Source organism: Roseovarius sp. MBR-6, from assembly GCF_040547525.1.
In the GTDB taxonomy this organism is placed as follows: Bacteria; Pseudomonadota; Alphaproteobacteria; order Rhodobacterales; family Rhodobacteraceae; genus Roseovarius.
Genome location: NZ_JBEPPW010000034.1, coordinates 1 through 13,963, shown reverse-complemented (window position 1 = coordinate 13,963; position 13,963 = coordinate 1). Strand labels below are relative to the sequence as shown.

Here is a 13,963-nt window from a genome sequence, read left to right as displayed (position 1 = left end):
CTTGCTCATCTTCGCTCCATGAAGGCTACGATGAGCCGGAAACCCTCCGTTCCGCAATATGCCTAAACTGTCCCATGGGTGCTGACGTCAGACAGACGCTGACCGACCGCAAAGATGTGCCCCGACTCGAAGATATGGCCGGCGACAGCCCTGCCCTTTTGGCGGCGCGGCGTATGGTTGCCGATCTTCTGCTTTGGAAAGCCGGTCAGGTCGCATGGTCCGACCTCTCGCGCTCAACCCTGTTTTACGGCCCACCCGGAACTGGCAAGACGTGGCTGGCCCGCGCCATGGGGGCCAGCGCCGGTATCGCTTGCGTGACCGGCAGCTTCGCGGAATGGCAGGCGGCGGGCCACCTGGGAGATATGCTGCGCGAGATGCGCAAGACCTTTGCCGAGGCGCGGAGCCGCGCGCCCTGCATTCTCTTCATCGACGAGATCGATGCCGTCGGATCACGAGCCAGCCGCGACCCGCACAACTCGAACTACCGCACCCAAGTGATCAACGGATTCCTGGGTGAGATGAACGCCATCGCGCTGCAAGAAGGCGTGATCGTGGTGGGTGCGTGTAACTTTATCGACCGCATCGATCCTGCAGTCCTGCGCGCCGGTCGTTTCGATCTCAAGATCAAGGTGCCGCTTCCGGATGCTGCGGGCCTCAGGCCCAAATCAGGGAAACGCGTTCTGGTTGACGCTCTGGATTCCTCTGGGTCTCCTGATCCCGATCTGATCGATCATTTGCCCATGCGGGTCATTGCCTTCCTCACACTTCCGGGCGGTCGATTTTGGCGGGGTCGCAGTATTACCCCACCATCACCGGCCCCCGGTATTCCTCGTTTTTCGTCAACATGGCCCACAGCCCCCGCGCCATCTTGTTGGCCAGCGCGATGGCGACCAGCATGAACCTCACTGCCACCCCCGAATGGCTCGAGCTTGCCCCAGGCCTGCGCCTGCAGGTCGCACCTCTGACCACCGCGCTGATGGTCGCGGCCCGGGCCGATGCCACCATCGAGGCTTTGTCCGAAGATGCCAGTCAGGAAGAGCTGGCGCTCGCCATGGCCAAAGCCGTCGCCCGCCGCGCCGTGCTGGACTGGGAGGGCGTCGGCGATGACGCGGGCAATGTCGTGCCGGTCACGCCCGAGGGCATTGATGCGCTGCTGGAGATCTGGCCGGTCTTCGAGGCGTTCCAGACCTCCTATGTCGCGCGCGGTCTCATTCTGGACGCGGAAAAAAACGCCTCATCGCTCGCGCCGAGTGGTCCTTCGGCGGGGGCGAGCGCTATTGCGCCGCCTGCCCGCCCTTTGAGGGCCGCGAGCAAAGCTGCCCGGACTGCCCCGCAAGACTGAACCGACCCGCCACCTTTGAAGGCTGGCAGATCTGGGATCTGGTCGGTCGTCTGGGCGGCCAGATCCGCGTGACCCCCGGTGCGGTGCTGGGCTGGGACATGGGCGCGGCATTGGCCCTCGCGAGCGGCTTAGGCATTGACCCCCTCATCGCCGCCGAACTGCTGCCCGGGATCGAGGCGGTGATGGTGCGCAAACTGAACGAAGAGATAGCCGGTGAGAGAGAACACGCCGTCAGGTCTTGATCTTCTTGATCACAGTGGCGCCCGGCAGCCCCGCAAAATGCTGGTCGCAGGTCAGGAGACGCGCGCCCCGCGCCTGCGCGGTCGCCAGAATGATGGCATCGGCGGTGGCCAGCTTGTGGATGCGGCACGCGTCAGCCGCGGCCAGCGCAATATCGGTGTCGAGCGGAACAACCTCGCAGACCTGCGTGAAGGCGATCACCTGATCGGCCTTGTCCTCGCCCACCTCGCGGGTGAGCCATTTCGCGAGCTCCAGCTGCACCATGGTCGGCACCAGCCACTCCGCCTGTTCCGGCAGGTCTTTTGCCACCACCTCCCCGGTGGGAGAGCCAATCAGCCACTCGATCCATGCCGAGGTATCGACAAGGATCATCAGACCCGGTCCGTGCGGTCACGGTAGTCGCTGCCCGATGCCCCGCGCGCAAGACCTTTCAGGGCCTCCCGCTCCGGGACCGGGACCAGCAGAACGCCGGTGCCCTTCGGAATGAACGCAAAGGTCAGCCCGGCTTTCCAGTGTTGGGCACTCCGGATCGCCTTCGGGATCGAGATCTGGAACTTCGAGGAGAGGGTCGCGGTCTCGGACATGATCATACCACTTGTTTATCGATGCGCCAAACGTAAGACAGACACATCCCAAATTCAAGGATTCTGATCCATGGCTGAGAAACACGTTTCCGTGCGCCTCGTTGCGGAAGGCGGCCGCCAGGTGCGCGCCGAGCTTGAGGGCGTGGGCGAAGCAGGCGCGCGGGGCTTTGGCCGTCTGTCGCGCGAGATGGATCTGGCCAATGCCCGCATGGCGGCCTTCGCGCGTCGTGCACGCGTGGCGGCCGCCGCCGCAACGGTCGCGCTGGCCGCCGCCGGGGTCGCGATGATCCGCTCGGGGCTGCAAACGGTGGATGCGCAGGCCAAGCTAGCGGCCTCGCTCGACACCACTGTTGCCAGCATTCAGGTGCTCGAGCGCGCGGGCGATCTGGCGGGCGTGTCGATGGGTCAGGTCGAGCAAGCCACCGTGCAGCTGACACGGCGGCTGAGCCAGGCGGCGGCCGGGACCGGACCGGCGGTGGAGGCGCTGCGCCGCCTGCAGCTTTCGGCCGAAGACCCGCAGCGCCTGCCACTGGATCAGCGCATCGCCACCATACAGGAGGCGCTGGGCCAGTTTGTCCCCGAGGCCGAGCGCGCCGCTGTCGCCTCAACGCTCTTTGGCGACCGCGCAGCTCTGGTCTTCACCCGGATCGACACGGCCACACTGCGCCAGGCGACCGAGGATGTTCTGGCCTTCGGGGTGGTGGTCTCGGATCAGGACGCGGGCCAGATCGAGCGCACCAATGATGCGATCTCGCGGCTGGGGCTGATCTGGCGCGGGGTCTCGAACCAGCTCGCCGTCGCCGCCGCCCCGGCGCTGGAGGCGGTGGCGAACGCTCTGGCAGCGGTTGCCAGCCGCACCGGACCGCTCGGCATCGCCATCAGGGCGCTCTTCGACAATATCGGCCGTCTGGCCTCCATCGCCGCCACTTTCGCGGCCCTCACCCCCGCCTGGCGGCGGCGCATCGCCTTCGCCTTCCTGTTCCCGCGCTCCAACCACATCTGAGTTTTTCATCATGGCAACCCTTGTCCTCGGTGCCGTCGGCACCGCCATCGGCGGGTCGATCGGCGGCAGCCTCCTTGGCGTCAGTGCCGCCAGCATCGGCGGCTTTGTCGGCTCCAGCCTTGGCGGCGTGCTCGACAACTGGATCGTCTCGGCACTGGCGCCCGCGCAACGCATCGAGGGCGCGCGGCTGGACAGCCTGACCATCACCGCGTCGACCGAAGGCGCGGTGATCCCGCGCCTCTTCGGGCGCATGCGGATCGGCGGCAACATCATCTGGGCCACGGATTTCCGCGAGGAGACCAAGACCAGCCGTCAGGGCGGCGGCAAGGGCGGCGGGCCAAAGGTCACCACCACCGAGTTTCTCTACTTCGCCTCCTTCGCCGTGGCGCTCTCGGAAGGCTCCGAAGCCGGTCCCGGAGGGACCATTCTCTCCAGTGGAGAGAATGGAGGCGGAGGAGGCCCGGCAGGGCGGGGGATCACCGGTGTGGGGCGCATCTGGGCCGATGGCAAGCCGATGGACCTCTCTGGCGTCACCTGGCGCTGGTATCCCGGCGACGAGGCGCAGGAGCCCGATCCGTTCATCGCCGCCAGAATGGGGGCCGCCAACACGCCTGCGTATCGCGGCACCGCCTATGTGGTCTTCGAGGAGCTGGCGCTCTCCGCCTTTGGCAACCGCCTGCCGCAGCTTTCTTTCGAGGTGTTTCGCCCGCTGCCCGATCCCGACACCGCCGAGGGGCTGGTCAAGGCTGTCACGATGATCCCGGCCTCGGGCGAGTTCATCTACGCGACGCAACCGGTCAGGAGATTGTCCGGTCCGGGTGGGGCCACCCGCGCCGACAATCTCAACGCCCTCGCGGAGACCACCGATATCACCGTGGCGCTCGACCGGCTGCAAGCCTCGGTCCCGGGCATCGAAAGCGTCAGCCTCGTGGTGGCCTGGTTCGGCGATGACCTGCGGGCCGGGCATTGCAGGATCCGGCCCGGTGTGGAACTGCCCGTCAAGATCACCTCGCCCATCGCCTGGTCGGTGAATGGTGTCAGCCGCGCCAATGCCTTGCTTGTGAGCCGGGACAGCGACGACCGCCCGGCCTTTGGCGGCACACCGGCGGATTTCGCGGTGGTTCAGGCAATTCGGGAGATAAAGGCGCGCGGGCTGCGGGTGACCTTTTATCCGTTCCTGCTGATGGATGTGCCGTCCGGCAACACCCTGCCGAACCCGTATTCCGACAATGCCGCCGGGATCGGCCAGCCCGCATTCCCTTGGCGCGGCCGCATCACCTCTTCGCCTGCGGCGGGGGTCGCGGGGAGCGTCGACCAGACCGGCGCCGCCGCAGCACAGGTCGCGGCCTTCTTCGGCGCGGCCATGCCCGCGAGTTTCAGCCTGTCCGGGGATGCTGTCAGCTGGGCCGGGCCCGTGGAGGACTGGGGCCTGCGACGCATGGTGCTGCATTACGCGCATCTCTGCGCGGTGGCGGGCGGGGTCGATGCCTTCCTGATCGGCTCGGAAATGCGCGGGCTGACCACGATCCGCTCTGACGTGAGCACCTATCCCGCCGTGCAGGCGTTGCGCGATCTGGCGGCGGATGTGCGCAGCATTCTGGGTGCGGAAACCGCGATCAGCTATGCCGCCGACTGGTCGGAGTATTTCGGGCACCAGCCGCAGGATGGCTCGGGGGATGTCTATTTCCACCTCGATCCGCTCTGGGCGGATGCCAGCATCACCTTCATCGGCATCGATAATTACATGCCGCTGTCGGACTGGCGCGACGGGTTCGAGCATCTTGATGCGCAGGGCGGCTGGCCCGCGATCCATGACCGCGCCTATCTGCAATCGAACATCGCGGGCGGCGAAGGGTTTGACTGGTTCCATGCTAGCGCAGCGGATCGCGCGGCGCAGATCAGGACGCCGATTACCGATGGCGGCGCGGACAAGCCATGGGTGTTCCGCTTCAAGGATCTGCGTAGCTGGTGGCAAAACCCGCATTTCAACGGGCCCGGTGGGGTCGAGAGCGGGACACCGACCGCGTGGGTGCCACAATCCAAGCCGATCTGGTTCACCGAACTGGGCTGTCCTGCGATTGATCGCGGCACCAACCAGCCCAATGTGTTTGTTGATCCAAAATCCTCGGAAAGCGAGGTGCCGCATTTCTCGCGCGGCTGGCGCGATGATGCGATCCAGCGGGCCTATCTGGAGGCCATGTATCTCTGGTGGAGCGAGGCCGCGAACAACCCGGTGTCGTCGGTCGACGGCAGCCCCATGGTGCATCTGCCCGACTGCGCCGCCTGGACCTGGGATGCCCGCCCCTATCCGTTCTTTCCCGAACTGACCAGTATCTGGAGCGATGGCCCGAACTGGCGGCTGGGCCACTGGCTCACCGGGCGGCTGGGGGCTGCGTCGCTGGCGGCATTGGTGCGTGACCTCTGCCTCCGCGCCGGGCTGCCGGAAGACCAGATCGACGTCTCCACCCTCTGGGGCGCTGTCGAGGGTTATGTCATTACCGCGCTGGAAGCGCCGCGCGCCTCGATCGGCACCCTGGCGCGGCATTTCGGGTTTGACGCGGTGGAAAGCGAGGGCCGCATCCGCTTCGTGATGCGCGGCCAGATGGCCCGCGTCACCGTCACCCCGGATGCTATGGTGGCGTCCTCCGCCGCAGAGGGCGATGTGATGGAGCTCACCCGCGCGCAGGAATCCGAACTGCCGCAGGCGCTCAAATGGCAGATCACCCGCGCCGACGAGGAGTACGATACAGCACAGGTCGAAGCCCGGCGCATCACCGTGGAAAGCGCGCGCATCGCCTCGGAAGCCTTCCCCCTCGCCGTCCCGCCCGAGGAGGCCGAGCGCCGCTGCCGCCGCGCCCTGATGGAGGCCTGGGTGGGCCGGGAGACGGCCGCGTTCCGCCTGCCGCCCTCGCGTCTGGCACTCGATCCGGCGGACGTGATCCTGCTCGACCACGATGGCCGCCTGACAGAGATGCGGCTCGTGTCCATCGCCGACTCCGACCTGCGCAGCGTCGACGCCGTGCGCCAGGATCGCAGCACCTACGATCTGCCACCCGGGCAGGCCCGCCCGACCACGCTGGCAACCCCCACGGTGTTCGGCGCGCCCGAGATCGTCCTGCTCGATCTGCCGCAGCTGCGCGACGATCAACCCGCGCACCGACCCTTGGTCGCGGCCCATGCCAGGCCATGGCCGGGGGAGCTGGCGGTGTTTCGCAGCGCCGCCACAGATGGGTTTGCGCTGCTGACCACATTCGGCACCCGCGCCAGCATCGGCGTGCTGGCCGCCGACCTCTTTGCCGGGCCGGTATCGCGCTTCGATCACGGCAATGCGCTGCTGGTCGATCTCTTCTCCGGAACGCTGGAAAGCGTCACCGATCTCGCCCTCTTTGGCGGGGCCAACGCGCTGGCGATCGAAACAGGTCCTAGCCAGTGGGAAATTGTCCAGGCGGGCAGCGTGGAGCTGATCGCCGCCGGGCGCTACCGCCTGATCCGCTTGCTGCGGGGCCAGCGCGGCACGGAAACTGCCATCGCCAGCGTGGTGCCATCTGGCGCCCGCGTCGTGGTGCTGGACACGACACTGGCTTCGCTACCAATCAGCGAGGCTGATCTGGGTCTGCCATGGAACTGGCGCATCGGCCCGGTCTCAAAACCCGTCAGTGATGAGACTTACACCGCGGTCGGTTTCACTCCCGAGGGCGCTGGGCTGCGGCCGTTTTCGGTAGGCCATGTCGAACAGCCCTGGCGCTTTGCCCGCAGCCCCGGCGACCTGACCATCCGCTGGGTGCGGCGCTCACGATCGCTGGCCGCCGACAGCTGGAACGCAGGTGATGTGCCGCTTGCCGAAGAGACCGAGGCCTATGAGGTCGACATTCTGGACGGGTCAGTTGTCAAGCGATCCTTTACGACTGCCACGACCAGCGTCCTCTACACCGCAACGCAGCAGACCGCCGATTGGGGCGCGCCGCTCGGACCCGGCCAGACCCTTGATATCCGCATCTTCCAGCTCTCGGCCCTGATCGGCCGGGGCGCTGGGCGATCCGTCACCCTCAACTTCTGAAAGACCTCTCATGTCCGACGCTACGACCAACCTGCTGCTGCCCTATATTCTGGCCGCGCAGGCCCAAAAGCATGTCACCCACAACGAGGCGCTGCGCCTGCTCGACGGGCTGGTGCAGCTCTCGGTGATCGGCCGTGATCTGGCAGCACCCCCGACAAGCCCGGTCGATGGGGACCGCTACATAGTGGCCTCAGGTGCCACCGGCGACTGGGCCGGGTGGGATCTGAACGTCGCCCTCTGGTCCGACGGTGCCTGGCTGCGCCTGCCGCCCCGCACCGGCTGGCGGGTCTGGGTCGAAGACGAGCGTTTGCTGCTGGTTTATGACGGCGTGGGCTGGGTCGGCACAACCCCGGCGGCTCTGCAGAACCTCGCGCTGCTGGGCGTGGGCACCACCGCCGATGCCGCCACCCCGTTCGCGGCCAAACTGAACGCCGCACTCTGGACGGCGAAGACCGTGGCCGAGGGGGGGACCGGCGATCTGTTCTACACCATGAACAAGGAGGCCGCCGCCGATGATCTCGGTCTGACATTGCAGACCGGGTTCGTGACCAGGGCGCTGCTGGGGCTCTTCGGCTCGGACAGGCTGCGCCTCGCGGTCTCCCCCGATGGCAGCACGTTCTTCGACGGGCTCAGCATCGACAACGCCACCGGCATTGCCGACCAGCCGCAACTGCCGCGCTTCAAGGCCTGGACCAACTTCGACAATTACGTCGGCGTCGGAACCTGGACGAAGATCGGCCTCAACAACGCAGACTATAACGATCAGGGCGTGTTCGACGCCGCCACCAATCTCTTTACCGCGCCCGCCTCCGGCACCTACCTTTTCGGCGCGACGCTGCTCTACAAGGTCAATGCCAGCACTTCGGCCCGGATGCGCGGGCGGCTGGTGCTTAATGGAGCCACGGAAATCCGTGGCTCCTTCGGTGAAATCAGCGGCGGCCACGTCTCGCTCGCCACCGCCCTCTGGCTGCAGACCATGGTGCCTCTGACCGCGGGCGATACCGTCGAGTTGCAGGGGTATTTCCGTGCGCAGGACGGGTTTTTCGCGGCCGATCAGACGTCCTTCTGGGGCTGCAAGGTCGGCTGAGGCACCCCGGCAGAACCTTGTTTCACACCAACACCAGACCCACGACCAAAGGATATCACCATGACAGAACGCACCTCATTGCTGCAGGAGGTCGGGCAGGTCTTTCGCGACAATGGCATGACCGCTGCCGTCACCGCGCTGATCGGCGGCATCCTGGCCATCGCCGCCACCGTCACCCGCAAAGCGTTCACCAACGAGGCGATGCTGGACCGCCTCGACCGCGAGCTCAACGCCGAGCGCGACCGCATCGACAAACAGCGCGCCGAGGACCGCAAGGTCGATGCCGACCGGCTGGAGCGGATCGAGACCGATATCCGCGCCATGCGGGACGTCATGTTTGAAGCCTTCCAGCGCGGTCGTGCTGACTGACGCGCCACCAACTCACAAACCAATCCGTCACCCGACCCGCCCCACAGGCGGGTTTTGCATGCCTGGAGGATCCCCATGCCGACAACGACCTATGCCCATTTCCGCGACGTGCCCGAAAGCGTCTGGCGCTGGCCCAGCTTTTCGCCCGCCGAGATCGCCTCGCGCGATGCCGGTGCGATCAGGATCAACACCGAAGCCATGGACAAGCTGCAGTCCCTGCGCAACCGCCTCGGCAAGCCGCTGATCGTCCGCTCGGCCTATCGCAGCCCGGCGCATAACCGCGCGGTCGGCGGCGCAAAGGCATCGAAGCATATGGAAGGCACGGCGTTTGATATCGCCATGTCGAACCACGACCCCGTTGTCTTTGAGGCGGCTGCAAGGGCGGCGGGGTTCCTCGGCTTCGGGTATTACCCGCGCTCGGGCTTCATGCATATCGATCTCGGGCCCGCCCGCAGCTGGGGCGATCCCTTTCCGCCCCGTGCCACACCGTTTGTGCCGGAAATCCCGCCTGCCCGTGAGGTGCTGGCCGACAGTCGCACGCTCAAGGGTGGTGGCGCGGCCGGGGTGGCCACGGTCGGTGCGGCCGGGGTCGAGGTGGCGCAGCAGGTTCTTGCCGAGACGCAATCCGCAATTCTGCCACTGGTGCCTTATCTCGATACCCTGCGCTGGGTGTTCATTGCCCTGGCACTGATCGGCATCGCCGTCGCGATCCATGCCCGGATCGATGACTGGAAGCGGGGCCAGAGATGATCGGCTGGATTGCCGCACTCCTTGCAAGCGGCCCGGCGCGCAAAGCGCTGGGCCTGATGCTGGCCGCCCTCACCATCGTCCTGTTTCTGCTGAACCTTCGCCGCGCCGGGGAGCGCGCCGGGCGGCTGGCGGAGCGGCTTTCAACATCGGAGAAGAGCCATGAAATTCAACGCCAGATGCTGGAAGCCGCCAGCCGCCGTCCTCGTGACCCTGATGCTCTGGCTCAGCGCCTGCGCGACGGGCGGTTCTGATGCCCAAGTGGCCTGCCCGCCGGTGGTGGAATACAGCGCAGCCGAACAATCGCGCGCCGCCGCAGAGGTGGGTGCACTGCCGGAAAACGCGATGATCGTTCGGATGCTCGGCGACTACGCCGTCCTGCGCGACCAGGCGCGGGCGTGCGGGTGAAAGACGGGCCGGGCAATCGCCCTGCGGAAAGCGGCAGACGCCTCGACCGCACAATCACGCCCGGCCCGTTTCACGGGTTTACGGTTTAAAAGAGCGGCGATAAATTCCCTGACTAATGGCACGCCGAGGCAAAAATTGTCCTGCACCCAAAAGTGCACGATTGTCCACCTTGGGGCCCGTCTGCCGCAGGACCGAACCATTTTGGGCGCGGGCCGAAACCAACAGTTCGGCGGATGGTGCGAATTTCCGAAGCTTCCCAAATCAGTCGGGCTGATCTACTGTTACTTGAAAACGAAAACCGGTAGGGGCCGCGCGGTGTCAAATGCAAAACAGATACTGGCGATGCTGAGGAGCCAAGCCGAGGGCGATCAGGAACAGTTTTACTCCATTGCGCTACAGGTTGCTGCGGGAGAAGCGCGTCAGGGCCATCGCGCAACCGCCGAAGAAATTCGCGCTGCCGTCGACGCGGCGCGATCCCAACTGGGCGCAAAGTCCTCTGTGCCGATTTCCTTCTCACGGCCGCGCGGCGATCTTGACAGCCTGTTGGATTTGAGAGAGCCGGGGATCCGGCTAGCGGATGTGGTACTGAACACTTCCATCAAGGGGCACCTCGATGCCGTTGTCCTTCAGCAGCAGCGGAGAGACTGGCTGAGGGAACACGGCAAAACCCCAAGCCGCCGTCTGCTGTTTGCCGGGCCACCCGGCTCGGGCAAAACAATGACTGCAGAGGCGCTGGCGGGTGAACTGCGATTGCCTCTGTTCGTCATCCGTCTCGAAACCCTCATCACCCGCTTTATGGGCGAAACGGCAGCGAAGTTGCGGCTCGTGTTCGATGAGGCACAGAAACGCAGAGGCGTGTATCTGTTCGATGAGTTCGACGCCGTTGGCAGCAACAGGTTGGCGACGAACGACGTGGCCGAGATGCGGCGCGTGCTGAACAGCTTCCTTCAGTTCATGGAGGAACCTTCTGCCACTGACAGTTTGCTTGTTGCTGCGACAAACCATCCATCGCTCCTCGACCGCGCCCTGCTGCGGCGCTTCGACGAGGTGTTGCGGTTTGAGATGCCCAGCCCAGAGGAAGTTCGGGCGATCATCAAGACCCACCTATCGCCAATGAAATATCCCAAGCTTGTCTGGAAGGCGATTGAACTGTCGGCGGATGGGCTCAGCCAGGCGGAGATTGCCCACGCTGCTGGCGAAGCGGTCAAGGAAGCCATTCTTTCAGAGCGCAATCAGATTTCTACGGCCGACCTGACCCGCCAACTGCAGAAGCGGCAAGGCATGAGAACGGTATTCACCGAGGAAAAGGGGCACCTTGGCTGAGTACGAGCATCGCCACATTGATCTCAGTGGACTTGCCGTGGTCCGCGACTACAAATCCCCCGGGAGCAATGCGCGGCAGAGAACACTCCAGCGAATCCGCGAGGAACACGGCCGCCAGATCTTCGCCGAACTTGGTTCAGCGTTCGACTTGGCAGATCGCGGACGGCAGGCCTTGGAACTTCCAATTGGCGCACTGCCGCCAGATGGCGTCTATCTCGAGGTTGAACTGGCACCGTCTGTGGGGCCAACGACGCTTGAAAAGAAAAAAGAAGGCACTCGCCAAGGCGCAGTGACGATTTCGGCGACTGGCGCACGCCGCATAGCGCTCTTCGTGCCGGATAACAGTCGTGATGTATTTGAAGCGGTCTTCCGAGACTATGCGTTCAAAGAGGTCGAAGCGGGTGCGCCGGCACCGAAAAAATCGCGCGTTGAACCGGTAGAGCATATTCGTACCGCTCGCCTTCAGACCTTCTGGCGAGATGACCCTTCTGCACTGCCGGAAGACCCGCAGGTGGAAATGTGGTGGGCACTTTGGTGCTTCAAAGATCGCCTTCAGCGTGTCGAGGATCTCGCATTTCGGCTCGGGTTGACCATTGGCCCCGATGACACGCGCCTGCAATTTCCGGAGGTTATTGTCATACCCGTCTACGGTCGGCGCGCAGCCATTGAACTGCTCCTCTTTTCTACGGGAGGCATTGCAGAGATCCGGCGGGCGACCGACACACCCACGGTTTTCACCGACGAACTTTCAGGGATGGCCAACGCGTTTGTTGATGATCTGGCCGAACGGATTACCTGGCCCGGGCGAGAGGTTCCTGCCGTCTGCTTGCTCGATACGGGCGTCAATCGGGGACATCCGCTAATCGAACCCGCCCTGACGCCGGGCGACATGCACGCCGTAGTTTCTTCCTGGGGTGTCGATGACCACAGTGAAATTGGCCATGGATCGGGCATGGCAGGTCTGGCACTGCATGGTGATCTGACAGCGCCGTTGGGCGACACATCCCGGCCGACTATGGCGCATCGCCTTGAATCCGTGAAAATACTTCCTCCAGATGACTTCGAGCCGAACGACCCGTTTTCCTATGGTGCCATCACGACCTCGGCCGCTGCGCTGCCGGGATTGCGGCTTCAGACCGCGCAAGGGTCTATTGCATGGCTGTCACGAACAAGAACCGGTCGGGCGCAGAACCGACGGGTTGGAGCGCCGCGCTCGATCAAATCAGTTCCGGTGCCGATGCGGTTGACGAGGGGCCCGACCACGTTCGGCGGCTGTTTGTTCAGGCAATCGGCAATATCGGAGACAATTCGCGGGCCGAGGAAATCGCTGATGGCGATGCCTTCCCAGGGGAAGATCCCGCACAAGCTTGGAATGTGCTGACGGTGGGCGGCTCCACTCTAAAATCCGACATCGCCGAACGTGCTTACCGGGATTGGTCCGGGTGGTCGCGGCCAGGAGATCGCAGCCCTTACAGTCGGACGACCGCGCTCTGGCGTTCAAGCCAGTCTCCGATTAAGCCGGAGATCGTGTTGGAGGCAGGGAACCGTGCACTCAGCCGATCTGGGGCAGAGGCCTTGTCGGGCCTTCCCTCGCTCTCCCTGCTGACGACTTCCAAAGCCGTCGGAATTCATCCCGTCGCGCCTTTCTGGGCGACGAGTGCCGCAACAGCGCAAGCCGCAAGAATGGCTGCGCGCATCATGGCTGAATATCCGGGGTACTGGCCCGAAATGGTCCGTGCGCTGATGGTGCACAGCGCGCGTTGGACACCACATATGCTTCCCGAGTTCGATGGGACGTCGGCAAAGCTTGAACGGAAAAACTTGGCCAGAAAATACGGCTATGGAGTACCCGAGCTTCGTAGATCGCTGGCATCGGCGAGAGACGATCTTGCCTTGGTCGCGCAACGGCATATCCAACCTTTCCGGACCGAGAACAGCAATGTGCGGTTTGGCGACGCCCACGTTTATCGTCTGCCTTGGCCTCGGTCCGTCCTTGAAAGTCTTGGAGATGAACGAGTCCGTCTGAAGGTTACCCTTTCGTACTTCGTCGAACCCAATCCGAGCTTCGCGAGCGCCATCGACCCGGCCAGGTACCAGGCGTTCGGCCTACGCTTCGATCTGAAACGGGCACGGGAAACGGACGGGAATTTTCTGCGTCGGGTTAACAAAGACGATCGCGCTGAAGACGATCCACGCCCGATCAACGAAGACAACGACGGTTGGTTTTTTGGGCCGAAGTCAATTTCAGCAGGTTCAATCCATACAGACATCTGGGAGGGGAGTGCCGTCGAACTCGTCGAACGCGACCTGCTCTACGTCTACCCTATCTCTGGTTGGTGGCGGGAACGCAACGCGCTTGGGAGAGTCGAAAGCAAGGCGCGTTATGCGCTGGTTGTGGGGATCGAGACACCCGACGTTGACGTCGATCTGATTACCCCGATCGCCATTGAGGCCGCTGCGCTTGTGGCGGGTGGCGTCAGTATCGAGGTGTAGCAGCTTTGGGCTCAACGAATGTCGCCCGGGGACTTCGGATGCGTAGATCCAGATCAGCGGGGCATCAGGTTTTCGACTGTTGGTGTATGAACTGGCCCCTTTTTCGACCGGACACTTGGGCATAACCATGGAGGCTTAGGTATATGCCTGAGCACGTGCTTATGTCTGAGATAGAAATCATAACTGATGGCGGTCGTCGTCGTCGCTGGAGTGCGGCCGAGAAGCTGCGCATTGTCGAAGAAACGTTGGATGACCGGGCCAGCATTTCTGTAGTCGCGCGCCGCAATGGCGTGGCCCCCAATCTATTGTA

The 13,963-nt window shown here is 64.3% G+C and carries 13 protein-coding genes and 3 pseudogenes; 14 read left to right on the top strand and 2 right to left on the bottom strand.

Annotated elements, in window-relative coordinates; genetic code table 11:
• Window positions 1-74: 74 nt before the first annotated feature.
• The 3 genes and pseudogenes from ABIE57_RS19440 to ABIE57_RS19430 form a co-directional block, all read left to right on the top strand.
• A pseudogene (locus tag ABIE57_RS19440) lies at window positions 75-626 on the top strand (ATP-binding protein); the annotation flags it as partial.
• A 269-nt stretch (window positions 627-895) separates the two neighbouring features.
• Window positions 896-1,342 carry a phage-derived protein YdaY family protein gene (locus ABIE57_RS19435; RefSeq protein ID WP_354540693.1) on the top strand — a complete coding sequence of 149 codons (447 nt, stop codon included), beginning with the start codon at window positions 896-898 and terminating at the stop codon, window positions 1,340-1,342.
• Between the two features lie 68 nt (window positions 1,343-1,410).
• Complete coding sequence (locus ABIE57_RS19430; protein ID WP_354540692.1) at window positions 1,411-1,584, top strand: DUF7697 family protein; 174 nt, start codon at window positions 1,411-1,413, stop codon at window positions 1,582-1,584.
• Here ABIE57_RS19430 and ABIE57_RS19425 read toward each other — a convergent pair.
• Both ABIE57_RS19425 and ABIE57_RS19420 read right to left on the bottom strand, forming a co-directional pair.
• Window positions 1,574-1,954 (bottom strand): type II toxin-antitoxin system VapC family toxin, encoded by a 381-nt coding sequence (locus ABIE57_RS19425; RefSeq protein WP_354540691.1) that lies wholly within the window; start codon window positions 1,952-1,954, stop codon window positions 1,574-1,576. The genes ABIE57_RS19430 and ABIE57_RS19425 overlap by 11 nt on opposite strands.
• Window positions 1,954-2,166 carry an AbrB/MazE/SpoVT family DNA-binding domain-containing protein gene (locus ABIE57_RS19420; protein WP_354540690.1) on the bottom strand — a complete coding sequence of 71 codons (213 nt, stop codon included), beginning with the start codon at window positions 2,164-2,166 and terminating at the stop codon, window positions 1,954-1,956. Before ABIE57_RS19420 ends, ABIE57_RS19425 begins: the two co-directional genes overlap by 1 nt.
• Window positions 2,167-2,236: 70 nt before the next feature.
• Here ABIE57_RS19420 and ABIE57_RS19415 point away from each other — a divergent pair.
• From ABIE57_RS19415 to ABIE57_RS19365, 11 genes and pseudogenes are all read left to right on the top strand, one after another.
• Window positions 2,237-3,154, top strand: a pseudogene (locus tag ABIE57_RS19415) (phage tail tape measure protein); the annotation flags it as partial.
• 25 nt (window positions 3,155-3,179) lie between these two features.
• Window positions 3,180-7,226 carry a baseplate multidomain protein megatron gene (locus tag ABIE57_RS19410; RefSeq protein ID WP_354540688.1) on the top strand — a complete coding sequence of 1,349 codons (4,047 nt, stop codon included), beginning with the start codon at window positions 3,180-3,182 and terminating at the stop codon, window positions 7,224-7,226.
• A gap of 10 nt (window positions 7,227-7,236) precedes the next feature.
• Window positions 7,237-8,313, top strand: coding sequence for a DUF2793 domain-containing protein (locus ABIE57_RS19405; protein ID WP_354540687.1), 1,077 nt, complete (start codon window positions 7,237-7,239; stop codon window positions 8,311-8,313).
• A 60-nt stretch (window positions 8,314-8,373) separates the two neighbouring features.
• On the top strand, window positions 8,374-8,682 hold the full coding sequence (locus ABIE57_RS19400) for a hypothetical protein (RefSeq protein WP_354540686.1): 309 nt from the start codon (window positions 8,374-8,376) through the stop codon (window positions 8,680-8,682).
• A 75-nt stretch (window positions 8,683-8,757) separates the two neighbouring features.
• Entirely contained in the window at window positions 8,758-9,432 is a 675-nt protein-coding gene (locus ABIE57_RS19395; RefSeq protein ID WP_354540685.1) for a YcbK family protein, read from the top strand.
• Window positions 9,429-9,683 carry a hypothetical protein gene (locus ABIE57_RS19390; RefSeq protein WP_354540684.1) on the top strand — a complete coding sequence of 85 codons (255 nt, stop codon included), beginning with the start codon at window positions 9,429-9,431 and terminating at the stop codon, window positions 9,681-9,683. The genes ABIE57_RS19395 and ABIE57_RS19390 overlap by 4 nt, the downstream gene beginning before the upstream one ends.
• On the top strand, window positions 9,646-9,837 hold the full coding sequence (locus ABIE57_RS19385) for a hypothetical protein (RefSeq protein WP_354540683.1): 192 nt from the start codon (window positions 9,646-9,648) through the stop codon (window positions 9,835-9,837). Before ABIE57_RS19390 ends, ABIE57_RS19385 begins: the two co-directional genes overlap by 38 nt.
• Before the next feature lie 342 nt (window positions 9,838-10,179).
• A complete protein-coding gene (locus ABIE57_RS19380) occupies window positions 10,180-11,160 on the top strand; it encodes an AAA family ATPase (RefSeq protein WP_354540682.1) in 981 nt (326 codons plus the stop codon).
• A gap of 517 nt (window positions 11,161-11,677) precedes the next feature.
• Window positions 11,678-12,259 (top strand): annotated as a pseudogene (locus tag ABIE57_RS19375) (S8 family serine peptidase); the annotation flags it as partial.
• Between the two features lie 56 nt (window positions 12,260-12,315).
• Window positions 12,316-13,653, top strand: coding sequence for a S8 family serine peptidase (locus ABIE57_RS19370; protein ID WP_354540681.1), 1,338 nt, complete (start codon window positions 12,316-12,318; stop codon window positions 13,651-13,653).
• A 143-nt stretch (window positions 13,654-13,796) separates the two neighbouring features.
• A partial coding sequence (locus tag ABIE57_RS19365) for a transposase (RefSeq protein WP_354540694.1) occupies window positions 13,797-13,963 on the top strand: 167 nt, incomplete at its 3' end.